Consider the following 22,171-nt stretch of genomic DNA (forward strand, 5'->3'; position numbering starts at 1 on the left):
TGTCAGGAGAAGATCTTGCCGGGGTTCATGATGCCGTTCGGATCGAATACCGCCTTGATCGCCTGCATGTAGGCGATCTCGGCCTCCGAGCGACTGTAGCCCAGGTAGTCGCGCTTGGTCATGCCCACGCCGTGTTCGGCGGAGATCGAGCCGTTGTATTTCTCGACGATCTCGAACACCCACTTGTTCACCGTCGCGCACTTGGCGAAGAACTCGTCCTTGTCCATGGCATCGGGCTTGAGGATATTCAGATGCAGGTTGCCATCGCCGATGTGGCCGAACCAGACGATCTCGAAATCCGGGTAGTGCTCGCCGACGATCGCGTCGATTTCCTTGAGAAAGGCCGGCACCTTGCCGATCGTGACCGAGACGTCGTTCTTGTACGGCGTCCAGTGGGAGATGGTCTCGGATATGTACTCGCGCAGCTTCCACAGGTTCTGCAGCTGCTGCTCGCTCTGGCTCATCACCCCGTCCAGCACCCAGCCCTGCTCGACACAATGCTCGAAGGTGGCCAGCGCCTGGTCGGCGCGCTCGTCGGTGGTGGCCTCGAACTCCAGCAGCGCATAGAAGGGACACTCGGTCTCGAACGGCGCCGGCACGTCGCCACGCGCCAGCACCTTGGCCAGTGCCTTGTCGGAGAAGAACTCGAAGGCGGTCAGATCCATCTTGTCCTGGAAGGCATGCAGCACCGGCATGATGGAGTCGAGGTCTGGAGTGCCGAGGACCATGGCGGTGAGGTTGGTCGGCGCGCGGTCCAGGCGCATGGTGGCTTCCACGACGAAGCCCAGGGTGCCTTCGGCGCCGATGAACAGCTGGCGCAGGTCATAGCCGGTGGCGTTCTTGATCAGATCCTTGTTCAGCTCGAGCAGGTCGCCCTTGCCGGTGACCACCTTGAGGCCGGCTACCCAGTTGCGGGTCATGCCGTAGCGGATCACCTTGATCCCGCCGGCATTGGTGCCGATATTGCCGCCGATCTGGCTGGAGCCGGCCGAGGCGAAGTCGACCGGGTAGTACAGCCCCTTGTCCGCGGCGAAGTCCTGCAGCTGCTTGGTCACCACGCCAGGCTGGCAGACCACGGTGCGGTCGATTTCGTTGAACTGCAGGATCTGGTTCATGTAGTCGAAGGCCACCACCACTTCGCCATGGGCGGCGACGGCGGCGGCGGACAGCCCGGTGCGCCCGCCCGAGGGCACCAGCGCGACCTTGCGCCCATTGGCCCAGCGGACGATGGCCTGGACCTGCTTTATGCTCTTCGGGAACACGATGGCCAGGGGGGCGGGAGCGAAATGCTTGGTCCAGTCCTTGCCATAGGCGTTGAGGGAATCGGCGTCGGTGAGCACCTTGCCGGGCTCCACCAGGGTCTTCAACTCGTCGATCAGGGCAGGATTGGTCATGGCGCAACTCTCACAGGACTCATGGCCGGCCTGAGTACTCTTCAAGTACCAGGGATGGCGGTTTAGCGAACTCGATATGCTAGCATAGCCGCCCCGTGAGTCGTGCCGCATGCCGATTTCCGGAACGGCTGTAGCCCTTTTCGGGCAGCACTACCCAAGCTGCCCGCCTACATCGCCACACACCTCCAGGAAAATAGGTTTACGTAGATGAGCAAGACCTCTCTCGACAAGAGCAAGATCCGCTTCCTTCTGCTGGAAGGCGTTCACCAGACTGCATTGGACACGCTCAAGGCTGCCGGCTACAGCAACATCGAATACCTGGCCGGCTCGCTGCCCGAGGACCAGTTGAAGGAGAAGATCGCCGACGCCCACTTTGTCGGTATCCGCTCGCGCACCCAGCTGACCGAGGAGGTCTTCGACTGTGCGAAGAAGCTGGTCGCCGTCGGCTGCTTCTGCATCGGCACCAATCATGTCGACCTGGAGGCCGCCCGCGAGCGCGGCATCGCGGTGTTCAACGCGCCCTACTCCAACACCCGCTCGGTGGCCGAACTGGTCCTCGCCGAGGCGATCCTGCTGCTGCGCGGCATTCCCGAGAAGAACGCGGTCTGCCACCGAGGCGGCTGGCTGAAGAGCGCGAGCAACTCCTACGAGATCCGCGGCAAGAAGCTCGGCATCGTCGGCTACGGCTCGATCGGCACCCAGCTCTCCGTGCTGGCCGAGAGCCTGGGCATGCAGGTGCTGTTCTACGACGTGGTGACCAAGCTGCCGCTGGGCAACGCCAGCCAGGTCGGCAACCTCTACGACCTGCTCGGCCAGTGCGACATCGTCACCCTGCACGTGCCGGAAACCGCCGCGACCAAGTGGATGATCGGCGACAAGGAAGTCCGCGCCATGAAGAAAGGCGCCATTCTGCTCAACGCCGCCCGCGGTACCGTGGTCGACATCGACGCGCTGGCCGCGGCTCTCGCCGACAAGCACCTGAACGGCGCGGCCATCGACGTGTTCCCGGTGGAGCCACGCGCCAACGGCGAGGAGTTCGTCAGCCCGCTGCGCGAGTTCGACAACGTCATCCTCACCCCGCATGTTGGCGGCTCGACCATGGAGGCCCAGGCCAACATCGGCTCGGAAGTGGCCGAGAAGCTGGTGAAGTACAGCGACAACGGCACCTCGGTATCCTCGGTCAACTTCCCGGAGGTGGCCCTGCCCTCCCACCCAGGCAAGCACCGTCTGCTGCACATCCACCGGAACGTCCCCGGGGTGATGAGCGAGATCAACAAGGTCTTCGCCGAGAACGGCATCAACATCTCCGGCCAGTTCCTGCAGACCAACGAGAAGGTCGGCTACGTGGTGATCGACGTCGACGCCGAGTACTCGGAAATGGCCCTGGAAAAGCTCCAGCAGGTGAACGGCACCATTCGCAGCCGCGTGCTGTTCTGAGAGGCCGGCGCCTCGCGCCCGCAGGCCGTCCCTGATGACGAGGCCCGTACCGCCCAGGTACGGGCCTCGTCGTTTCTAGGGCAGGACATGCCCACTGAGAAACACCCACAGCGGCAGGGTCAGGGCCGCCAGCAGAGTCGACAGGGTGATCGCCGAGCTGACCACCCCGCTGTCCTCCTGATGGCGGACGAAGCCGAACACGTTCACTCCGCTCGGGCAGGCCGCCATGGCGGTCAGCACCGAGCTGGCCAGCGGACCCAGCCCGAGCCCGGCACACAGGACGAGCACCGCCAGCGGAAACACCAGCAGCTTGGCGAAGACGATGCCGAGCGCCTCGCGGCTGGGGCGCAGGCGGTAGTTCGAGAGGCTGACCCCGAGCACGATCAGTGCGCAGGGCAGCGCTGCCTGGGCCAGCCACTGGGTCAGGTGCTCGAGAGGATCGGGCAGCTGCAAGCCGGAGAGGTTCAGCAGCACTCCCAGCAGCAGCCCGACGATCATCGGGTTGGCCAGGTTCAGCAGCAGGGAGCGGATATTCACAACCTCCTTGCCGGCCAGCGCGCCGTACAGGCTCTGGAAGGAGAACAGCAGCAGGCTGTGGAAGGCCAGCACTGTGAACACGTAGACCAGCCCAGGGCTGCCGAACAGGCTGGCCACCAGCGGGATGCCCACCAGCACGTTGTTGGAGAAGCCGGCGGTCAGGCCGAACGGCGTGGGACGCCCGCGCAGGCGATGGCCGATCAGGTTCACCCCGGCGAAGATGCCCAGGGCCGGCACGAAGTAGGCTACCAGCAGGTCGGGGGAAAACCCCTCGTCCAGCGCAGCCTTGGCGATGCCGCTGAACAGCAGCATCGGCATGAACAGCTTGAAGGTCAGGTTGCCAAGTTCCTTGGCGGTCTGGTTGCTCAGCCATTGACGGTGGCCCAGAGCGTAGCCCAGCACGATCAGGGCGAAGATAGGCAAAATTGCTTGCAGGACGGCCACGACTGAAGAACTCCGGCAGCTTGAAGGGGGATTAGCGCTGCGCCAGGCGCATGATCTGCCGCGCGAAGAAGGCTCCCGTGAGAATCACCCCGAACAGGCGGAGGGCCTGCATGGCCAGCACCAGACCGACATCCGAGCGGGTGTCCACGGCGATGATCGCCATGGCATCCAGCCCGCCGGGGGTGGTCGCCAGATAGACCGAGAGGAAGTCCTTGCCGAGCAGCAGCGCTATCAGCCAGGCCGATAGCGCGCAGAGCACGATCAGCACCACCGCGCCGACGATCATCGCCGGCAGGCGGCGCCAGACATGGCTCAGCGTCGCAAGATCGAAACGCAACCCGATATAGCATCCGATCGCCCCATAGGCCAAGGGCGGCAGCCAGTCCGGCAGACCAAGCCGCAGCACGCCACCCACCTGCAGGGCAGCGCCGATCAGCAGCGGCAGCAGCAAGGCGCCAGCGGGCAGACGCGCGCCAGCCAGTACCCCGCACGGAATCAGCGCCAGGCTCGGCCCCAGATCCGCCAGCGCGGTCTCTCCCGGCAGCAGCGGCATGCCGAGGGGCTCGGCGCCGGTGCCCGGCGAGCCGGTCAGGTGCCCGACCAGCGCCCCGACCAGCACCACGCAGACCACCCGCACATACTGCATGGTCGCCACCACACGGCCGTCGGCGCCGTCCTCCTCGGCCATCGAGACCATGGCGGACGCAGCTCCCGGCGCCATCCCCCAGGCGGCGGTGCTGCCGGGAATGCCGCCGAACCAGACCAGCCCCAGGCTCACCAGCAGGCTGAGGGCGAGGGTCAGCGCCGTCGCCAGCAGCATCACGTGCCAGGAGTGCGCCAGGGTCAGCAGCACCGACAGGGTCATGGACTGGGCGACCAGGATGCCGACGCAGCCCTGTCCCAGCTTGAAGGCCGGCATGGGCATGTGGATGGTCGCGCCGCAGACGCCGAAGACCACGGCCACCAGCATGGGGCCGAGAAACCAGGCGGCCGGCAGGCCGCAGTGGCCGAGCAGCCAGCCGCCGGCCCCGGCGGTGACCAGCAGGGCCAGCCACTGCAATGCAGGTGGCCAGGTACGAAGCGAAAAGCGCGGCGACTGCGACAACTCCAATTCTCCATGGCGAGGATGAGTGTCATCTGTACGAAAAGGTACACTCAGGGGAATTATCGACAGCTCGATTGAACAGGTCTATCCGGCGTTAGGTAGCAATTGGTGGAAGCCAATACCAGGGCATCGTCAGGCAACGCCGCCGCCCGCCTCCAGCGCCGCCAGGGCGGCGGCCGCGGCCTCAAGATCCTCCTCGCTGAACACCAGCACCCCATGGCGCCTGAGCAGCGCGGCGGTGACGCCCTCGCCGGGCACCCGCAAGCCGCCGAAGCTGCCGTCGTAGTTCTCGCGGTTGCCGCAGGAGGGGCTGCGCGCCTTGAGCACGGCGAGGCGGATGCCGTGGGCCTTGACCAGCTGCAGGGCGGCCCGGGCGCCGACGAGGAAGGCCGCGCCGACCTCCGCACCGTCGATCGTTACCACGCCGCACTCGCCGTCCAGCACCCGGGCGCCCTGCCCGCCGGGGATCTCCGCCGGAGGGCGGGGCGTTGGCAGGCCGCCGGCAACCTCCGGACAGACCGCCACCAGGCGCCCCTGGCGTCGCCAAGCCTCGAGCAGGGCGAAGGGGCCATGGGTGCCACCGTCGTAGCGGACCGGCTCGCCGAGCAGGCAGCGGCTGACCAAGATCTTCTGCATGGCGGGGCTCCGATGCGGCGGCGCGGACCGCGAAGCGGCCCGGCCTACAGGGTTTCCAGGGGATTATCGGCGCGCCGCCGAAACCAGCCGGTCAGCGACAGCCGATCGCGGGTCGCCGGCAGCACCTCATGGGGAAAGTCCGCCGACATGAAGCAGGCCAGGCTGCCGCCCTGCGGCATCACGTCGTGCGCCCGGCCGCCCGGCAGGTACAGGCGCAACTCGCCGCCCTCGTCGGGCTGCCAGGCTGCGTTGAGGTAGAGCACCACGGTCACCGAGCGACTGTCGTCGTCGCGGAAGCGGTCGAGGTGACGTTGGTAGTAGGCCCCCGGCGGATAAAGCGCGAAGTGGCACTCCAGCTCCTCCAAACCGAGGAACAGCTCGCGGTTGAGGGTCTGGCGCAGGGACTCCATCAGCGCCAGATAGGCATCGCCCGGGGCGCACTGGCCGGACTCCAGCCAGGCGGTGTAGTCGCCGCGCACGCCCTCCTGCACCAGTTGCCGGTCGCCGCGGCCAATGGCGGCGGGGGTCAGCTCGCCGGCAGCCGCCCGCGCACGACATTCCGCCGCCAGTTCGGCAGTCAGAATCGGCGGCAGGAAGATGCTTTGCTGCGACCAGCCAAGGCCGGCCAGATCGTCGACGATGCGCAGCAGCAGGAGATGAGCGGAGGAGGGATGCATGGACGGCATTCTAGCAGGGCGCCTGCCGCCATGCAGATACGGCCACTCGACTTTTGCGCATGGGGCCGTCGACAATAGTGCCACGAACGACCGGAGCTCCCATGCGCGCCCTCGCCTTCCTCGTCCTCGCCCTGCTCAGCCTGCCCGGCTTTGCCGACGACTACCTGCAGCTCTACCGGAGCGGAGGCTGGCCAGAGCAGCGCGAGCACTTCCACGCCGCCCTCGCTGCCGCCCAGCAGCGCTACCGTGCCAACCTGCCGCCGGCGATCTACCAGGCCCTGGTCAATAACAGCAACCAGCGTTTCGCCGCCCAGGCCATGGATCGCCGCGCCCTGGCGGCGTTGCGCTCCCGGCTGGCCCAGCCGGGTCCGGCGCTGACCTTCTTCGAGAGCCCGTTGGGACGCAAGATCGTCGCCGCCGAACTGGCCGCCACCCGCAGCGACCAACTGGCCAGGCACGCCAACGGCCTGCCGCGCATGCAGGCCGACGCCACCCGCCGCCTGCTGATCCGCCACCTGGCCCAGGCCATTCCGGCCGGCGAGGCCGGTGCCGAACTCAGCCTGGCGCTGGCCGGCGTGGCGGCCGACAGCCTAAGCCAGATGGTGCCCGGCTTCGGCCTGTTCGGCGGCGGCGACCAGACCCTCGGCATGTTCGACAACCAGCGCCAGCGCATCCGCGAGGAGATCGAGCAGGACTTGGACAACACCCTGATGTATGTCTATCGGGACCTGTCCGACCCCGAGCTGGAGGAGTTCGTCGACTTCGCCCAGTCCCCCGCCGGCCAGGCCTACTACCAAGCCGCCCTGTCCGCCCTGCGCGCCGGCCTGGCGGTCGGCCAGCAATAGTTAGGGGCTGTCATCAATTATTTCCCCGATTGCGGAAATGTTGACAGGCCCTAGCCCAGCCGCTCGCGGAGAAACTCGAAGTAGCGCTGGCGCACCGCCTCGCGCTCGTTGGCCAAGTGATGGCGCGCGCTCGGTAGCATCAGGAGCTGCGGATCACGGAACTTGCCCTGCAGGACGTCCAGATTGTGCCGCCAGTCGACGGTCAGGTCGGCATCGCCCTGGATGATCAGCGGACTGCGCCCGCTGCGCGGCGCACCCTCGATCCGCGGGATCCAGCGCGCCAGCGCGCCGACCCAGGCGGTGGGCAGGATGCGTGCCTGCAGCGGATCGCGCTGGATGAATTCGAGGAAGGCCTCGTCGCCAGAATTGTCGGTGAAGCGCCGCGGGATCGATGCGACGAACGGCCTGAGCGCCTGGTAGCTGAGCTTCGACAGCGTCCAGCTGCGCGGCCGCACCAGCGGTGCGAAGAGGAGGGTCTCGCCCACTTCGGGCCGCGGCGCGCCGGTCAGCAAGTAGTCCAGCAGGATGGCGCCGCCGGTACTCTGCCCGAACAGGTGCCAGGGCTTGGGAAGGTCGAGTGCGGCGGCCTCGTCCAGAAGCCCCTGGAACACTGCCTGATACTCGGCGAAGTCATCGATGCTGGCCGGCGCGCCGCTGGATAGTCCGTGCCCCGGCAGATCGCAGGAGAGCACGGCGAAGCCCATGCCCAGCGCCCAGTCGAGGACGTGCCGGTAGAGGCCCATGTGATCGTAGTAGCCATGCATCAGCAGCAGCGTCGCACGCGGCTGCGCCGGCCACCAAACCTGGGCGACGATTCGGTAGGCGCCGACGGAAAAACAGCCGAGGCGGCCCTGCACCCCTGGCCACTGCTCGCCCAGGTCAAGCCCGTAGTAGCGGCGGTAGGCCTGGATCTGTGGCAGCTCGTCGCCGCCCGCGACCAGAGGTTGCAGCAGGGGGCGCAGGAGGTCGGGCTGAAAGGACTCTGACATGGCACGGCTCGTCCGGAGAGGAAGCTATGCCCAGCGGCCCACCACGCCGGCACGCTTCATTCGGCGAACACGACATGGCAAGCTTGGGCACCCTTATCCCGTCTTTACGCCATGCTTTCCCCAAAGCGCAAGACCCTGCTTGCCATTCTGCTCGGCCTCTTCTGCCTTGCCGTCCTGGCCGCAGCCTACGACTGGTACCGCGGCCGCTACCAGCGGACAGTGCTGTTCGACGCCGCCGACCTGCGCCTGCCGCCCGGGCTGGAAGGGCCCGGGCCGATCCGCCTGGTGCACTTCCACGACCCGGCCTGTCCCTGCAACGTCGGCAACCAGCAGCATCTGGCCGAACTGGTCGAGCGCTATGCCCCGCAGGGGGTGGTCTTCCATGCCGTGCAGAGGCCGGGCAGCCGGGGAGGCCTGCCGCCGGCACTGGCCGTGCTGCAGCCGCTGGCGCCGCTCCCCGGCAGCGAACGGCTACCGGCCAGCCCGGCGCTAGCCATCTGGGACCGTCAAGGCCGCCTGGCCTATTTCGGCCCCTACAGCGTGGGCGCGACCTGCACCTCGGCCAACAGCTTCGTCGAACCGGTCCTCGACGCCGTGCTCGAGGGCCGCCCAGTGCGTACCGGCGGAACCCTGACCGAGGGCTGTTTCTGCGACTGGCAGGCGCCTTGACTCAGGTCCCGTCCAGCAGTGCCGCATAGCCCTCGCGGTAGCTGGGGTAGCGTGGCACCCAGCCGAGGGCGCGGGCCCGCGCGTTGCTGCAGCGCTTGCTGCCGCCGCGCCGGCCGATGGTCTCCGTGCCCTCGCCGGTCACACCCAGCCGCCCGCGCAGCCAGGCCACCACCTCGTGCAGCGGCGACGGCGCATCGTCCACGCCCAGATAGCAGTCGGCCAGCAGAACGCCGCGGGCATCGGCCTCGAGCAGAAAGGCCAAAAGCCCGGCAGCATCGTCGCGGTGAATGCGGTTGCCGTAAAGCGGCGGCGCCTCGACCGCCCGGCCACCGCGGCGTACCTGCCCGATCAGCCACTCGCGGCCGGGCCCGTAGATGCCGGCGAGGCGCACCACGCTGGCCGGCAGGCCGCTACCCAACGCCAGGCGCTCGGCTTCCAGCAGGATCCGCCCGGAGAAGCCCGACGGCTCGGTCGGCGAGGTCTCGTCGACCCATTCGCCGTCCTGCTGGCCGTAGACCCCGGTACTGGAGACGAACAGCAACCGCCGCGGCCGCTGGCCGTGCCGCGCCAGCCAGTCCAGCACATGGCGCAGGCCATCCACATAGGCGGCACGGTAGCCGGGCTCGTCGTGACGGCTGGCCGCCGCGCTGTAGACCAGGTAGTCGAGCGGCCCCGGCGGCCAGTCCGGCGGACACTGCGCAGCTTCGAGATCGCCGCGCAGCGGCAGGATCGCCGGCGGCAAAGCCGCCACCTGCCGGCGCAGACCATGCACGCGCCAGCCGGCGGCGGCAAGCCGCTCGCCGAGCCGGCTGCCGACGTCGCCGCAACCGGCGATCAGCAGCACCGGATGTGTGGTTTCCATCCGATTCTCCTCCTGTGGCCCCCGCGGGCATGGTTGGTTCTCGGCCAAGCAAAGGCTATTCTTGCTGGGGAGCTAATGGAAATTTGCTATGACCCTCACCGAACTGCGCTACATCGTCACCCTCGCCCAGGAACAGCATTTCGGACGCGCCGCCGAGCGCTGCCACGTCAGCCAGCCGACGCTCTCGGTGGGCGTGAAGAAGCTCGAGGACGAGCTCGGCGTGCCAATCTTCGAACGCAGCAAGACCGCCGTGCGCCTGACCCCGGTCGGCGAGGGCATCGTCACCCAGGCGCAGAAGGTGCTGGAGCAGGCGCAGAGCATCCGCGAACTGGCCCAGGCCGGCAAGAACCAGCTGGCCGCGCCGCTCAAGGTCGGCGCCATCTACACCATCGGCCCCTACCTGTTCCCGCACCTGATTCCGCAGCTGCACAAGGCGGCGGCGCAGATGCCGCTGTACATCGAGGAAAACTTCACCCATGTGCTGCGCGACAAGCTGCGCACCGGCGAACTCGACGCGATCATCGTCGCCCTGCCGTTCAACGAGGCGGACGTGCTGACCAAGCCGCTCTACGACGAGCCCTTCTACGCCCTGCTGCCGGCCGGCCATCCCTGGACCCGACTGCAGGCCATCGACAGCGAGATGCTCAACGACAAAAGCCTGCTGCTGCTCGGCGAGGGCCACTGCTTCCGCGACCAAGTGCTGGAGGCCTGCCCGTCGCTGCGCAAGACTGACGAGGCGCACCGCCACACCACGGTGGAATCCAGCTCGCTGGAAACCATCCGCCACATGGTTGCCTCCGGACTCGGCATCTCGGTGCTGCCGTTCAGCGCGGTGAACAGTCACCATTACGCCCCCGGTGTGCTCGAGGTCCGCCCACTGACCTCGCCGGTGCCGTTCCGCACCGTGGCCATCGCCTGGCGCGCCAGCTTCCCGCGGCCGAAGGCGATCGAGCTGCTGGCCAACTCCATCCGCCTGTGCTCGGTGACCCATTCGCCGACCGGGCCTGCCCAACAGACGGCATGAGCGGACTGGCGGAGGTTCCGGTCACGGCGCTCAAGGGCGTCGGCGCGGCGCTGGCCGAGAAGCTCGCCCGGGTCGGCCTGGAAAACCTCCAGGACCTGCTGTTCCACCTGCCGCTGCGCTACCAGGACCGCACCCGCATCACCCCGATCGGCGCCCTGCGCCCGGGCCAGGATGCGGTGGTCGAAGGCACGGTGGCCGCCGCCGACATCGTCATGGGTCGCCGGCGCAGCCTGCTGGTGCGCCTGCAGGACGGCAGCGGCACCCTCGGCCTGCGCTTCTTCCACTTCAGTCAGGCGCAGAGCGATGGCCTGAAGCGCGGCACCCTGCTGCGCTGCTACGGCGAGGTGCGCCCCGGCGCCTCGGGCCTGGAGATCTACCACCCGGAATACCGCGCGCAGAATGGCGTCGAACCGGCGCCGGTGGAGCAGACCCTGACACCCATCTACCCGAGCACCGAGGGCCTCACCCAGCAGCGCCTGCGCGGCCTGACCGATCAGGCCCTGGCCCGCCTCGGCCCGCACAGCCTGCCGGACTGGCTGCCGGCGGAGCTGGCCCGCGCCCACCGCCTCGGCGCGCTGGACGAGGCGATCCGCTACCTGCACCGGCCGCCACCGGACGCCGACCTCGAAGAGCTGGCCGAAGGCCGTCACTGGGCCCAGCACCGCCTGGCCTTCGAGGAGCTGCTGACCCACCAGTTGTCCCTGCAGCGGCTGCGCGAGAGCCTGCGCAGCCAGCAGGCGCCGGCCCTGCCACCGGCCAGAAGGCTGCCGCGGCTGTTCCTGGGCAACCTCGGCTTCGCCCCCACCGGCGCCCAGCGGCGCGTCGGCGCCGAGATCGCCCACGACCTCAGCCAGCCGGAACCCATGCTGCGTCTGGTGCAGGGCGACGTCGGTGCCGGCAAGACAGTGGTCGCCGCCCTGGCCGCGCTGCAGGCCATCGAGGCGGGTTATCAGGTGGCGCTGATGGCACCCACCGAGATCCTTGCCGAGCAGCACTATCTCAACTTCAGCCGCTGGCTGGAGCCGCTGGGCATTGACCTCGCCTGGCTGGCCGGCAAGCTCAAAGGCAAGACCCGCACTACGGCACAGGAGAGGATCGCAAGCGGCTGCCCGATGGTGGTCGGCACCCACGCACTGTTTCAGGATGAGGTGCGCTTTCGCAACCTGGCCCTGGCGATCATCGACGAACAGCACCGCTTCGGCGTGCAACAGCGCCTGGCCTTGCGCCAAAAGGGCGTCGACGGCCGCCTCTGCCCGCACCAGCTGATCATGACCGCCACGCCCATCCCGCGTACCCTGGCGATGAGTGCCTATGCCGACCTCGACACCTCGATTCTCGACGAACTGCCACCCGGGCGCACCCCGGTGAACACCCTGGTGATCGCCGACGGCCGGCGGCTGGAGGTGATCGAGCGGGTCCGCGCCGCCTGCCGCGAGGGCCGCCAGGCCTATTGGGTATGCACGCTGATCGAGGAATCCGAGGAGCTGACCTGCCAGGCGGCGGAGACCACCTTCGAGGAGCTCTCCTCTGCCCTTGGCGAGCTGGCCGTCGGACTGATCCACGGACGCATGAAACCGGCGGAGAAGGCCGCGGTGATGGATGAGTTCAAGCAGGGCCACCTGCAACTCCTGATCGCCACCACGGTGATCGAGGTGGGCGTGGATGTGCCCAACGCCAGCCTGATGATCATCGAGAACCCCGAACGCCTGGGACTTGCCCAGCTGCACCAGCTGCGCGGGCGAGTCGGCCGCGGCAACGCGGCCAGCCACTGCGTGCTGCTCTATCACGCGCCGCTGTCGCAACTCGGCCGCGAGCGCCTGGCGATCATGCGCGAGACCTCGGACGGTTTCGTCATCGCCGAGAAGGACCTGGAGCTGCGCGGCCCCGGCGAGATGCTCGGCACCCGCCAGACCGGTCTTCTACAGTTCAAGGTGGCCGACCTGATGCGCGATGCCGATCTGCTGCCGGCAGTGCGCGAGGCGGCGCAGAGCCTGTTGGCGCGCTGGCCGCAACATGTCAGTCCGCTCTTGGAGCGCTGGCTGCGGCATGGCCAGCAGTACGGGCAAGTCTGAGCCATACTGGCCCAAGTCAGTGCAGCGCCCGGCCGACTGGTTATACTCCCCCCGACCTCGCCCCATCCGGCAGAACGCTTTATGCCCGAGACTGCGCCAACCGCCGCCGAGTTGCTTCAACCCCAGCTGCCGCAGATCATTCGTGATCTGCTGACATGTCTCGGGATTCCCGTACGAGCCGTGCACGAGCGGCCAGGCCCCGGCCAGCCGCGGGTACAAGCCGCGCTGCTCGAGGACGCCACCGGCATCCTGCTGGTGCTGTTCCCCCGCGACCAACTGCTTGACCTCAACCGTCTGAAGAGAGTCCTCGGCCGTAGCCTCGTCCCGGCCGAGGCACGCCTGCGGCAGCTGTTCGACAGCGAACGGCTGAGTGCGCTGCCCGGCCTGCCGGCGCTGATCGACGGTCCCTGCCTGTACGATGAACGCCTGCTGCAGGGACCGAACGTGCTGCTCGATTCCGGTCAGCCCCATGTCCTCCTGGAGATCGACAGCGAAGTCTATCGCGGCCTGCTCGTCGATGCTGCCAGCACCCATTTCGGCGTGCCGCTGATCCGTCTGCGCCACAACCTGCAGGTGCACGCCGAGGATCCGATGGAGGCCGTGCAGAGCTTCACCGCCCGACGCATCCGCCAACGCCTGGAGCGCCGGGTGGAGATCCCGCCACGGAGGAACACCGTGCGCAGGATCCGCCAGCTGTACGGCAATCCCCGTGCCTGCAGCGACGACGACGTCACCGACCTGATCGAGACCGATCCGGCCCTGGCTGCCCAGGTGGTCAGTTGGGCCGGGCTAGCCGGCACCATCCACCATCCGACGCCGGAAAGGGTTCTCTCGGTGGAGGACGCCATCGTGCGGGTGCTCGGCTCCGACGTGGTGCTCAACCTGTCGCTCGGCCTGTCCGAAGGCAAGCTCACCGGGCGCTCCGAACCCCATGAGGACATGACACCCTACTGGGAGGAAGCCCTCTACACCGCCACCTTAATGGACGGCCTGTGCCGGGCGATGCCACGCAGCAAGCGGCCCGAGCCGGGCCTCGCCTACCTGGCCGGACTGCTGCACAACTTCGGCTACCTGACCCTCGCGCATATCTTCCCCCCCTACTTCAGGCTGCTCAGCCAGCACCTGCAGATCAACCCGCACGTGCCGCACCTCCTGATCGAGCACCATCTGCTCGGCATCACCCGCGAGCAGATCGGCGCCTGGCTGATGGAGCACTGGCAAATGCCCGAGGAACTGGCGGTCGCGCTGAACTGCCAGCACGATCCCGACTACCGCGGCCGCCATGCAGTGTATGCCAACCTGGTCTACCTGGCGGTCAACCTGCTGCGTAACCGCGGCATCGGCGGCACGCCGCAGGAGGAGATTCCCCAGCGGCTGCTCGACGATCTGGGGCTGACCAGGGCTAGGGCCGAGGAGGCTCTGGATCGGGTGCTGGCAGCGGAAACGGCGTTGCGCGTGCTGCTGGCACATCCGGAATGAGACAGGGCAGAACCTGTAGATGAAGATAGGCCGTCGTGCGCGCAGCTGCGGCCGCGCCCATCGAATAGCTTATAACCAATTGATTCCGCAGGCCTTATCCTAGGCGGGCAAGCGTGAGGATTGGGGCCGGGTCGGGACCGCTCACCGAGGGGCTGGATTGCCGTGCGGCACAGCGGCTGCGCTCTCCCCGAGCGCCGCCCCGCCTCCAATTTCAAAAGAGGCAATCGCCCGCCCCCTCCCGTTCGGGCGACACGGCCTTCGCTCGATCAGTTGACCGCATCCCGGAGTAATTTGCCCGGCTTGAAGGCCACCGTGTTGCTGGCCCTGATCTTGACCGGCTGGCCGGTCTGCGGATTCTTTCCGGTTCGGGCGCCGCGATGGCGTTGCAGAAAGGTGCCAAAGCCGACCAAGGTGACGTTGTCCTTGCGGTTCAGCGCGCTGGTGATTTCTTCGAGCATCGCATTGAGTACCCGATTGGCCTGATCCCGGGTGAGATCGGTCTTTTCTGCGATGGCGGCAGCTAGTTCCGGTTTACGCATGATTGCCTCTTTGACGTTTCTTGTTGTTGTGTCCATACGCTCTTCCCAAGGCTGCAACGGCTCCCTGCTGCAGCCGGTACTGGGAGAATGGCATGCCATACGGCTCTTCGCCAGTCGCCCCATGGCCGGCCGCGTCGCCCGGCAAGGCCGCAACCCGCACCCAACGGCTCGTTTGCAAGATAAAGTCCGAGGAGAAGCGGGCGATCAGAGTCAAACGATCTCGATCATCTCGAAATCCTGCTTGCTGGCACCGCATTCGGGGCACAGCCAGTCGGGCGGCACGTCCTCCCAGGCAGTCCCTGGCGCAATGCCCTCCTCAGGAAGACCGCTGGCCTCGTCATAGATAAAGCCGCAGACGATGCATTGCCACTTGCGCATGGCTCACCTCCAGATGACCGGATACTCCAAGCTACTGCAAGCCGCCGGCAGTGCCAAGACCGGGACCGGCCGGCACAGCGGCGCATGCTAGACTCGCCTCCCCGTCCACTCTGCCGGAATGCCCCTGTGACCGCTGCTCCCGCTTTCCACTGGCTCGGCGCCGACCAGTTGCACCCTGCCCCCACAGCCTGCCTGGCCCACTGGCTGTTCGATACCGGCTCGCTGACCCGCCGGCTGACAGCCCTCTCCGCCGGCCGCTTCGCCGTGACCCCGCTGGAGGAAGGCTGGCAGCCCCTGCGCGACGACGAGTGCGCCGCCCTCGGGGTGGCGCCCAGCAGCGAAGGCTGGGTGCGCGAGGTCTACCTGCTCGGAGAGGAGCAACCCTGGGTGTTCGCCCGCAGCGTGGCGGCGCGCGCAGCCCTGGAAGGCTTTGCCCCGGTGCTGGCCGAGCTGGGCCGCCGGCCCCTCGGCGAGCTGCTGTTCAGCGATGTCGCCTTCGAACGCGGCCCCATCCAGGCGACCCGCTATCCGCCGGCCTGGCTGCCTGCCGCGGTGCGCCGCGCCGGGCTCTGGGGGCGGCGCTCCTGCTTCCACCGCGAGGCCCTGGGGGTGCTGGTGGCGGAGGTCTTCCTGCCGGATCTGTGGCAGTACCAAGGGATCGACCCGGACACCTTATAATCCGCGGAGCCGTCCGGGAGAGCCGACCATGTATACCGCCCTGCTGCAATCGATGAACCGCCTGCATCCACGCGCCTGGGACTTCATCCAGCTGATGCGCCTGGATCGGCCGATCGGCATCTACCTGCTGCTCTGGCCAACCCTCTGGGCGGTGTGGCTCGCCGCCGACGGTACGCCCAGCCTGAAGCATGTGCTGATCTTCACCGGCGGCGTGATCCTCATGCGTTCGGCCGGCTGCGTGATCAATGACTTCGCCGACCGCAACTTCGATGGCCGCGTCAGCCGCACCCGTCAGCGCCCGCTGGCAACCGGCCGGATCAGGACGCGTGAAGCCTGGAAGCTGTTCGCCGTGTTGGTGGCGCTGAGCTTCGGCCTGGTCCTGCTGACCGACCCGATGACCGTCGCCCTGTCCTTCGGCGCCCTGGCGGTGGCCTCGCTCTACCCCTTCATGAAGCGTTACACCCACCTCCCGCAGGTGGTGCTCGGGGCAGCCTACTCCTGGGGCATCCTCATGGCCTTCACCGCCGCGACCGGCAGCCTGCCGCTCGAGGCCTGGCTGCTCTACATCGCCAATCTGGCGTGGACCGTGGGCTATGACACCTACTACGCGATGACCGACCGCGAGGACGACCTGAAGATCGGCGTCAAATCCACCGCCATCCTCTTCGGTGCCGCCGACCGGGCGATCATCCTCGCCCTGCAGGGTCTGACTCTCGGCCTCCTGCTGGCGGTCGGGATACGCGAGGGGCTCGGCCCGTACTTCCACCTCGGCCTGCTGGTGGCCGCACTGTGCTTCGCCTGGGAGTTCGTCGCCACCCGCCGGCGCGATCCGCTGGCCTGCTTCCGGGCCTTTCTGCACAACCACTGGGCCGGCCTGGCGATTCTGATCGGCCTGCTCCTCGACTACAGGCTCTAGCCTGAGGCTTTGCGCAGGCCAGGCCTTCCCGCGGAAGCCTCTATCTGTCACACGGCTGCAATAATTCCGTTATCTAATGCGCTGCACTGACAGGAACCACAACGGGACAGTTGCCCATGGCTGGCAAGACAATCCTTATCGTCGACGACGAGGCCCCCATCCGCGAGATGATCGCCGTTGCCCTGGAAATGGCCGGCTACGAGTGCCTCGAAGCGGAAAACACCCAACAGGCCCACGCCATCATCGTCGACCGCAAGCCCGACCTGATTCTTCTCGACTGGATGCTGCCCGGCACCTCCGGCATCGAGCTGGCCCGCCGCCTGAAACGCGACGAGTTGACCGCCGGTATCCCACTGATCATGCTCACCGCCAAGGGCGAGGAAGACAACAAGATCCAGGGGCTGGAGGTCGGCGCCGACGACTACATCACCAAGCCCTTCTCGCCGCGTGAGCTGGTCGCCCGTCTGAAGGCCGTGCTGCGTCGCACCGGTCCCAGCGACAGCGAAACGCCGATCGAGGTCGGCGGCCTGCTGCTTGACCCGGTCAGCCACCGGGTCACAATCGACGGCAAACCGGCCGAGATGGGTCCCACCGAATACCGCCTGCTGCAGTTCTTCATGACCCATCAGGAGCGCGCCTACACTCGCGGCCAGTTGCTCGACCAGGTCTGGGGCGGCAACGTCTATGTCGAGGAACGCACCGTCGACGTGCACATTCGCCGCCTGCGCAAGGCCCTCGGCGGAGCCTACGAGAATCTGGTGCAGACGGTGCGCGGCACTGGCTATCGCTTCTCCACCAAGAGCTGAACCCGGCGCCAAATCGGCCCGAAGGTCAAGGACGCTCCGCCCGTGAAACACAACTGGCTCGGCCTGCTGCTGCGCAGCCTCCTACCGCCCACCGCCGCCGGCCTGCTGCTCGGCTTCATCGCCGGAAACTACGGCTGGTCGCTGGCCGTCGGCCTGGCCGCCTACCTCGCCTGGAACCTCTACCAGCTCATCCGCCTGCATCGCTGGCTGAAGACCTACCAGCCCGACGAGCCACCGCCGGACGGCCATGGTCTGTGGGGCGAGGTATTCGACAGCCTCTACAGCATCCAGCGCCGCGACCAGCGCGTGCGCGGCCGCCTGCAGGCGGTGATCGACCGCGTGCAGGAGTCCACCGCCGCCCTCAAGGATGCGGTGATCATGCTCGACGCCGAAGGCAACCTGGAGTGGTGGAACCGCGCCGCGGAAACCCTGCTCGGCCTGAAGACGCCACAGGACAGCGGCCAGCCGATCACCAATCTGGTCCGCCATCCGCGCTTCAAGGCTTATATGGCGCAGGGCGACTTCAAGGACGCCCTCGAACTGCCCTCGCCGCTCAACGACCGCCTCCACCTGCAGCTGCAGATCACCCGCTACGGCAACGACGAGCAGCTGATGCTGGTCCGCGACGTGACCCATGTGCGCCAGCTGGAGCAGATGCGCAAGGACTTCGTCGCCAACGTCTCCCACGAACTGCGCACCCCGCTGACGGTGATCGCCGGCTATCTGGAGCCCCTGCTGGACCATGCCGACGAGGTGAGCCCGCGCTGGCGCCGCCCCCTGCAGCAGATGCAGCAGCAGGCCGAACGCATGAAGAACCTGCTCGACGACCTGCTGCTGCTGGCCCGACTGGAGGCCAGCGATAACCTCCTGGACAAGCAGCCGGTGGCGGTGGAGCCGCTGTTGCAGGCGATCATAAGAGACGCCCAGGCCCTCTCCGGCGAGGGCAGCCACCGCATCCTGCTCGAAGCCGAGCCGCGGCTCGAACTCAGGGGCAACGAGGCAGAGCTGAGCAGCGCCTTCTCCAACCTGGTGTTCAACGCGGTGAAATACACCCCGCCCGGCGGCGAAATCCGCATCCGCTGGTGGAGCGACCAGGACGGCGGGCACCTGAGCGTGCAGGACACCGGCATCGGCATCGAGTCCAGACATCTGTCGCGGCTGACCGAACGCTTCTACCGGGTCGACTCCAGCCGCTCGGCCAGCACCGGCGGCACCGGCCTGGGCCTGGCTATCGTCAAGCATGCGCTGATCCACCACAACGCCCGTCTGGAAATCGCCAGCGAGCCCGGCAAGGGCAGCCTGTTCACCTGCCACTTCCCCCCGGCGCAGCTGGTGGTTCGCCGGGCGCTCGGCAATGCCTCTTGAAAGTGTGGCCCAACGCCCTCATATGCCCCCTCTTGTCAGTCATTCCGCGAATACTTCATGGACCCCTCCCCCAGTACTGGCTTCGCCTATTTCGCCGACCTTGGCCTCATTCTCTTCGCCCTGTTCCTGGTCCTGCTGAATGGCTTTTTCGTCGCCGCCGAATTCGCCATGGTCAAGCTGCGCACTACCCGCGTGGAGCTGATCGCCGGCCGGCACGGCTGGAGCGGGCAGATCCTGCGCCGCGTGCACAGCCAGCTGGACGCCTACCTCTCGGCCTGCCAGCTGGGCATCACCCTCGCCTCGCTAGGCCTCGGCTGGGTCGGCGAGCCGGCCTTCGCCCACCTGCTCGAACCGCTCATGTCGAAGCTTGGCATCGACACGCCGGCACTGGTCCACGGGGTGTCCTTCTTCACCGCCTTCTTCATCATTTCCTACCTGCACATCGTGGTCGGCGAGCTGGCCCCCAAGTCCTGGGCGATCCGCCAGCCGGAGCGGCTGTCGCTGTGGACCGCGGTGCCGCTGTACCTGTTCTACTGGCTGATGTACCCGGCGATCTGGCTGCTCAACGCCAGCGCCAACGCCATCCTGCGCATTGCCGGTCAGGGCGGGGCGGGCGCCCATCACGAGCACCAGTACAGCCTCGACGAACTGAAGCTGATCCTGCATTCCAGCCGGGCCCACGACCCCAGCGACCAGGACATGCGCGTGCTCGCCTCGGCGGTGGAGATGGGCGAGCTGGAGGTGGTGGACTGGGCCAACTCCCGCGAGGACCTGGTCTACCTGGAGCGCAGCGCGCCGCTGGACGAGGTCATGAGCACCTTTCGCCGGCACAAGTACAGCCGCTACCCGGTGTACGACGAGAGCGCCGGGCGCTTCGTCGGCGTGCTGCACATCAAGGACCTCTTGATGCACATGTCCCTGCTGGAGATGCTGCCCTCGGCGCTGAAGCTCGACGAGCTGATGCGTCCGATCGAGCGGGTCGACCGGCACATGCCGCTGACCGAACTGCTCGAGCGTTTCCGCCGCGGCGGCTCGCATTTCGCCCTGGTCGAGGAGGCCGACGGCAAGGTGGTGGGCTATCTGACCATGGAGGATGTGCTGGAGGTGCTGGTCGGCGATATCCAGGACGAGCACCGCAAGGCCGAGCGCGGCATCGTCGCCTACCAGCCGGGCAAGCTGCTGGTGCGCGGCGACACTCCGCTGTTCAAGGTCGAGCGCCTGCTGCAGATCAGCCTGCCGCCGGGCGTCGAGGCCGACACCCTGTCCGGGCTGATCCACGAGACCCTCAAGCGGCTGCCGGAAGAGGATGAGGTGCTGGAAACCCAGGGCCTGCGGATCATCGTCAAGAAAATGAAGGGTCCGAGGGTCGTCCTGGCCAAGGTGCTGAGGCTGGGCTGAGGAGCGAGACGTGGCCGGATGCGCTCCGGCCGCGCGCAAGGGAGGCTCAGTCGCCGCCGACGGCGAAGTTCGGCAGGGCGTTGACCGGCTGGTTGAACTGGAAGGGAATCGATTCCACCGCCAGACCGACGTTGCGCTGCACCACGAAGTGCAGGTGCGGTCCGGTGCTGCGGCCTGTGTTGCCGGAGCGGGCGATCGGCGTGCCGGCCTGAACCCGCTGTCCCTCGCTCACCCGCACCGACCCCTCCTGCAGGTGCAGATAGACACCCATGGTGCCGTCGTCGTGGAGGATGCGCACGTGATTACCGGCCGGGCTGGGGCGGCGCCCGCGCTGGGCGTTCTCGGTCTGCACCACCACCCCACTGCGGGCGGCGACGATCGGCGTACCTATCGGCATGGCGATGTCCACGGCGTAGCGCCCCTTGGGGGTGTAATGGCTGTACTGACCGTTGGAGCCCTGGGTCAGGCGGAACGGGCCGCCGCGCCAGGGCAGAGGATAACGGTGCGGCAGCGGCCGGAGGCGCGGATCGCCGAGGGCATGGCGCAGCTTGGGAGTGTAACGCAGCGGCTTGTCCGGATCGCGCGGCGCCAGGGTGGCCAGGCGGATCTGGCTGCGCGGCGGAACTATCCAGCGGATCGGCCCGTTCGGCGCACCGCTGACGTTGCCGAGCCCGTCCAGGCGCAGCTCGACCTCCACCGGGGCGAACATGTCGTTCTGCACCCGCAGGGTATGGCCGCCGGCATGCTTGAGAGTATCCAGACGCACCCGGTCATCCGGCGCGTCGCTTCGCGACATCGTCCCCGGCAACCGCGTCGGTACCGACCGCAAGCCGCGCAGGCCGCGCCCAGGCTGAATGATGTGGACAACCCGCGCGCCAGGGCGGGCCTGGTCGCCATAGCTGACCACGCCGTTGGCATCGACGTGTTCGTAGATGGTCACGGCCGTCGCCGGTGCGGCCAAGGCGAAAAGAATGGCGAACAGTAGCGAGCGTCCCAGCATCGATGCATGGCTCAACAATATGGACGGAGCGCGAAGACTAACAGCGTCGTCCGCTTATCGCGAGACGGCGAAGTCAAGCCTGTGACGAAGATGGCGTCCGAGCCGACGAGCGGCAGGCAGCTTCAGTCCTGAGCCGGCGTTTCATCGGCGCTTTTCTCCCCAGCCGGCTTCTGGCGCGCCAGCCCGGTGTGCCGCACATCGGTACCGCGCACCAGGTAGATTACCAATTCGGCGATGTTGCGCGCATGATCGCCGATCCGCTCCAGGGAGCGCAGCACCCAGATCACGTTCAGCACGCGGGAGATCGAGCGCGGGTCTTCCATCATGTAGGTGACCAGCTCGCGCAGGGCGGTCTTGTACTCGCGGTCGACGGTCTTGTCGTACTGCGCCACCGACAGCGCGAGGTCGGCATCGAAGCGGGCGAAGGCATCGAGTGCCTCCTGGACCATCCGGCGCACCTGCTCGCCGATGTGGCGGATCTCCACATAGCCGCGCGGCGCCTCGCCCTCCTCGCTGAGCAGGATGGCACGCTTGGCGATCTTGGTGGCCTCGTCGCCGATACGCTCGAGGTCGATCACCGACTTGGAGATGCTGATGATCAGCCGCAGGTCGGAGGCCGCCGGCTGGCGGCGGGCGAGGATGCGCACGCACTCCTCGTCGATGCTGCGCTCCATCTGATTGGTCTGCGTGTCGATCTCGCGCACCTGCGTGGCAAGCCCCGAGTCGGCTTCGATCAGGGCGGTGACCGCATCGTTGACCTGCTTCTCGACCAGGCCGCCCATGGCCAGCAGGTGGCTGCGCACATCCTCCAGCTCAACGTTGAACTGCTGGGAGATATGCAGGGATATATTGTCTTTGTCGATCATGGTTCGCTCCGCACGAAAGCTGAAGGCTCAAGCTGCTTGGTCCCGGTCCCCGATC

At 67.4% G+C, this 22,171-nt stretch carries 22 protein-coding genes; 11 read left to right on the forward strand and 11 right to left on the reverse strand.

Annotated elements, in window-relative coordinates:
- Positions 1-2: 2 nt before the first annotated feature.
- Positions 3-1,394, reverse strand: a complete 1,392-nt coding sequence (locus ACYVD0_RS06875; RefSeq protein ID WP_460426126.1) for an FAD-binding oxidoreductase — start codon at positions 1,392-1,394, stop codon at positions 3-5.
- 207 nt (positions 1,395-1,601) lie between these two features.
- Between ACYVD0_RS06875 and serA the strand changes: the two genes are divergently transcribed.
- Positions 1,602-2,831, forward strand: a complete 1,230-nt coding sequence (gene serA / locus ACYVD0_RS06880) for a phosphoglycerate dehydrogenase (protein WP_460426127.1) — start codon at positions 1,602-1,604, stop codon at positions 2,829-2,831.
- A gap of 75 nt (positions 2,832-2,906) precedes the next feature.
- Here serA and ACYVD0_RS06885 read toward each other — a convergent pair whose 3' ends face one another.
- The 4 genes from ACYVD0_RS06885 to ACYVD0_RS06900 form a co-directional block, all read right to left on the reverse strand.
- Entirely contained in the window at positions 2,907-3,812 is a 906-nt protein-coding gene (locus ACYVD0_RS06885; RefSeq protein WP_460426128.1) for an AEC family transporter, read from the reverse strand.
- 31 nt (positions 3,813-3,843) lie between these two features.
- A complete protein-coding gene (locus tag ACYVD0_RS06890; RefSeq protein WP_460426129.1) occupies positions 3,844-4,917 on the reverse strand; it encodes an AbrB family transcriptional regulator in 1,074 nt (357 codons plus the stop codon).
- Positions 4,918-5,049: 132 nt separating this feature from the next.
- Complete coding sequence (locus tag ACYVD0_RS06895) at positions 5,050-5,553, reverse strand: 2-thiouracil desulfurase family protein (RefSeq protein WP_460426130.1); 504 nt, start codon at positions 5,551-5,553, stop codon at positions 5,050-5,052.
- A gap of 44 nt (positions 5,554-5,597) precedes the next feature.
- Positions 5,598-6,239 carry a 2OG-Fe(II) oxygenase gene (locus tag ACYVD0_RS06900; protein ID WP_460426131.1) on the reverse strand — a complete coding sequence of 214 codons (642 nt, stop codon included), beginning with the start codon at positions 6,237-6,239 and terminating at the stop codon, positions 5,598-5,600.
- Between the two features lie 92 nt (positions 6,240-6,331).
- Between ACYVD0_RS06900 and ACYVD0_RS06905 the strand changes: the two genes are divergently transcribed.
- Positions 6,332-7,075, forward strand: coding sequence for a DUF2059 domain-containing protein (locus ACYVD0_RS06905; protein WP_460426132.1), 744 nt, complete (start codon positions 6,332-6,334; stop codon positions 7,073-7,075).
- 50 nt (positions 7,076-7,125) lie between these two features.
- Here ACYVD0_RS06905 and bipL read toward each other — a convergent pair whose 3' ends face one another.
- Positions 7,126-8,064, reverse strand: coding sequence for an alpha/beta hydrolase (bipL, locus tag ACYVD0_RS06910; RefSeq protein WP_460426133.1), 939 nt, complete (start codon positions 8,062-8,064; stop codon positions 7,126-7,128).
- A gap of 111 nt (positions 8,065-8,175) precedes the next feature.
- On the opposite strand from bipL, the gene ACYVD0_RS06915 reads away from it, so the two are divergent.
- Positions 8,176-8,733 carry a DUF6436 domain-containing protein gene (locus tag ACYVD0_RS06915; RefSeq protein ID WP_460426134.1) on the forward strand — a complete coding sequence of 186 codons (558 nt, stop codon included), beginning with the start codon at positions 8,176-8,178 and terminating at the stop codon, positions 8,731-8,733.
- 1 nt (position 8,734) lies between these two features.
- On the opposite strand, the gene ACYVD0_RS06920 is transcribed toward ACYVD0_RS06915, so the two are convergent.
- Positions 8,735-9,595 carry an SDR family oxidoreductase gene (locus ACYVD0_RS06920; protein ID WP_460426135.1) on the reverse strand — a complete coding sequence of 287 codons (861 nt, stop codon included), beginning with the start codon at positions 9,593-9,595 and terminating at the stop codon, positions 8,735-8,737.
- An 88-nt stretch (positions 9,596-9,683) separates the two neighbouring features.
- Between ACYVD0_RS06920 and ACYVD0_RS06925 the strand changes: the two genes are divergently transcribed.
- The 3 genes from ACYVD0_RS06925 to ACYVD0_RS06935 all read left to right on the forward strand — a co-directional run bounded on the left by ACYVD0_RS06925 (position 9,684) and on the right by ACYVD0_RS06935 (position 14,170).
- A complete protein-coding gene (locus ACYVD0_RS06925) occupies positions 9,684-10,619 on the forward strand; it encodes a hydrogen peroxide-inducible genes activator (RefSeq protein WP_460426136.1) in 936 nt (311 codons plus the stop codon).
- Entirely contained in the window at positions 10,616-12,691 is a 2,076-nt protein-coding gene (recG, locus tag ACYVD0_RS06930) for an ATP-dependent DNA helicase RecG (protein ID WP_460426137.1), read from the forward strand. The genes ACYVD0_RS06925 and recG overlap by 4 nt, the downstream gene beginning before the upstream one ends.
- Positions 12,692-12,772: 81 nt before the next feature.
- A complete protein-coding gene (locus ACYVD0_RS06935; protein ID WP_460426138.1) occupies positions 12,773-14,170 on the forward strand; it encodes an aminoacyl-tRNA deacylase and HDOD domain-containing protein in 1,398 nt (465 codons plus the stop codon).
- Between the two features lie 266 nt (positions 14,171-14,436).
- Here the strand turns inward: ACYVD0_RS06935 and ACYVD0_RS06940 are convergent, their stop codons facing one another.
- Positions 14,437-14,709, reverse strand: coding sequence for an HU family DNA-binding protein (locus ACYVD0_RS06940; RefSeq protein ID WP_460426280.1), 273 nt, complete (start codon positions 14,707-14,709; stop codon positions 14,437-14,439).
- Positions 14,710-14,919: 210 nt separating this feature from the next.
- Positions 14,920-15,087, reverse strand: coding sequence for a rubredoxin (locus ACYVD0_RS06945; protein WP_460426139.1), 168 nt, complete (start codon positions 15,085-15,087; stop codon positions 14,920-14,922).
- A 126-nt stretch (positions 15,088-15,213) separates the two neighbouring features.
- Here ACYVD0_RS06945 and ACYVD0_RS06950 point away from each other — a divergent pair, with 126 nt between their 5' ends.
- From ACYVD0_RS06950 to ACYVD0_RS06970, 5 genes are all read left to right on the forward strand, one after another.
- Positions 15,214-15,765 (forward strand): chorismate--pyruvate lyase family protein, encoded by a 552-nt coding sequence (locus ACYVD0_RS06950; RefSeq protein WP_460426140.1) that lies wholly within the window; start codon positions 15,214-15,216, stop codon positions 15,763-15,765.
- 28 nt (positions 15,766-15,793) lie between these two features.
- The gene (ubiA, locus tag ACYVD0_RS06955) at positions 15,794-16,681 is read left to right on the forward strand and encodes a UbiA prenyltransferase family protein (protein ID WP_460426141.1); all 888 of its coding nucleotides are present in this window, start codon (positions 15,794-15,796) and stop codon (positions 16,679-16,681) included.
- 116 nt (positions 16,682-16,797) lie between these two features.
- Positions 16,798-17,487, forward strand: coding sequence for a response regulator transcription factor PhoB (gene phoB, locus ACYVD0_RS06960; protein WP_460426142.1), 690 nt, complete (start codon positions 16,798-16,800; stop codon positions 17,485-17,487).
- Positions 17,488-17,529: 42 nt separating this feature from the next.
- Positions 17,530-18,852 (forward strand): phosphate regulon sensor histidine kinase PhoR, encoded by a 1,323-nt coding sequence (gene phoR, locus ACYVD0_RS06965; protein WP_460426143.1) that lies wholly within the window; start codon positions 17,530-17,532, stop codon positions 18,850-18,852.
- 57 nt (positions 18,853-18,909) lie between these two features.
- Positions 18,910-20,250, forward strand: coding sequence for a hemolysin family protein (locus ACYVD0_RS06970; protein ID WP_460426144.1), 1,341 nt, complete (start codon positions 18,910-18,912; stop codon positions 20,248-20,250).
- A gap of 46 nt (positions 20,251-20,296) precedes the next feature.
- Here ACYVD0_RS06970 and ACYVD0_RS06975 read toward each other — a convergent pair whose 3' ends face one another.
- Complete coding sequence (locus tag ACYVD0_RS06975; protein ID WP_460426145.1) at positions 20,297-21,250, reverse strand: peptidoglycan DD-metalloendopeptidase family protein; 954 nt, start codon at positions 21,248-21,250, stop codon at positions 20,297-20,299.
- A 122-nt stretch (positions 21,251-21,372) separates the two neighbouring features.
- Positions 21,373-22,116, reverse strand: a complete 744-nt coding sequence (phoU, locus tag ACYVD0_RS06980; RefSeq protein ID WP_460426146.1) for a phosphate signaling complex protein PhoU — start codon at positions 22,114-22,116, stop codon at positions 21,373-21,375.
- Between the last annotated feature and the right edge of the window lie 55 nt (positions 22,117-22,171).

The sequence above is a fragment of the Azotobacter armeniacus genome (genome assembly GCF_054779355.1).

Excerpts from the sequence above, each read along its gene's own strand:
- ACYVD0_RS06875 (WP_460426126.1), bottom strand. The coding sequence starts at position 1,394 with ATGACCAATCCTGCCCTGATCGACGAGTTGAAGACCCTGGTGGAGCCC.
- serA (WP_460426127.1), top strand. The coding sequence starts at position 1,602 with ATGAGCAAGACCTCTCTCGACAAGAGCAAGATCCGCTTCCTTCTGCTG.
- ACYVD0_RS06895 (WP_460426130.1), bottom strand. The coding sequence starts at position 5,553 with ATGCAGAAGATCTTGGTCAGCCGCTGCCTGCTCGGCGAGCCGGTCCGC.
- ACYVD0_RS06900 (WP_460426131.1), bottom strand. The coding sequence starts at position 6,239 with ATGCCGTCCATGCATCCCTCCTCCGCTCATCTCCTGCTGCTGCGCATC.
- ACYVD0_RS06905 (WP_460426132.1), top strand. The coding sequence starts at position 6,332 with ATGCGCGCCCTCGCCTTCCTCGTCCTCGCCCTGCTCAGCCTGCCCGGC.
- bipL (WP_460426133.1), bottom strand. The coding sequence starts at position 8,064 with ATGTCAGAGTCCTTTCAGCCCGACCTCCTGCGCCCCCTGCTGCAACCT.
- ACYVD0_RS06915 (WP_460426134.1), top strand. The coding sequence starts at position 8,176 with ATGCTTTCCCCAAAGCGCAAGACCCTGCTTGCCATTCTGCTCGGCCTC.
- ACYVD0_RS06920 (WP_460426135.1), bottom strand. The coding sequence starts at position 9,595 with ATGGAAACCACACATCCGGTGCTGCTGATCGCCGGTTGCGGCGACGTC.
- ACYVD0_RS06925 (WP_460426136.1), top strand. The coding sequence starts at position 9,684 with ATGACCCTCACCGAACTGCGCTACATCGTCACCCTCGCCCAGGAACAG.
- recG (WP_460426137.1), top strand. The coding sequence starts at position 10,616 with ATGAGCGGACTGGCGGAGGTTCCGGTCACGGCGCTCAAGGGCGTCGGC.
- ACYVD0_RS06935 (WP_460426138.1), top strand. The coding sequence starts at position 12,773 with ATGCCCGAGACTGCGCCAACCGCCGCCGAGTTGCTTCAACCCCAGCTG.
- ACYVD0_RS06940 (WP_460426280.1), bottom strand. The coding sequence starts at position 14,709 with ATGCGTAAACCGGAACTAGCTGCCGCCATCGCAGAAAAGACCGATCTC.
- ACYVD0_RS06945 (WP_460426139.1), bottom strand. The coding sequence starts at position 15,087 with ATGCGCAAGTGGCAATGCATCGTCTGCGGCTTTATCTATGACGAGGCC.
- ubiA (WP_460426141.1), top strand. The coding sequence starts at position 15,794 with ATGTATACCGCCCTGCTGCAATCGATGAACCGCCTGCATCCACGCGCC.
- phoB (WP_460426142.1), top strand. The coding sequence starts at position 16,798 with ATGGCTGGCAAGACAATCCTTATCGTCGACGACGAGGCCCCCATCCGC.
- ACYVD0_RS06970 (WP_460426144.1), top strand. The coding sequence starts at position 18,910 with ATGGACCCCTCCCCCAGTACTGGCTTCGCCTATTTCGCCGACCTTGGC.
- ACYVD0_RS06975 (WP_460426145.1), bottom strand. The coding sequence starts at position 21,250 with ATGCTGGGACGCTCGCTACTGTTCGCCATTCTTTTCGCCTTGGCCGCA.
- phoU (WP_460426146.1), bottom strand. The coding sequence starts at position 22,116 with ATGATCGACAAAGACAATATATCCCTGCATATCTCCCAGCAGTTCAAC.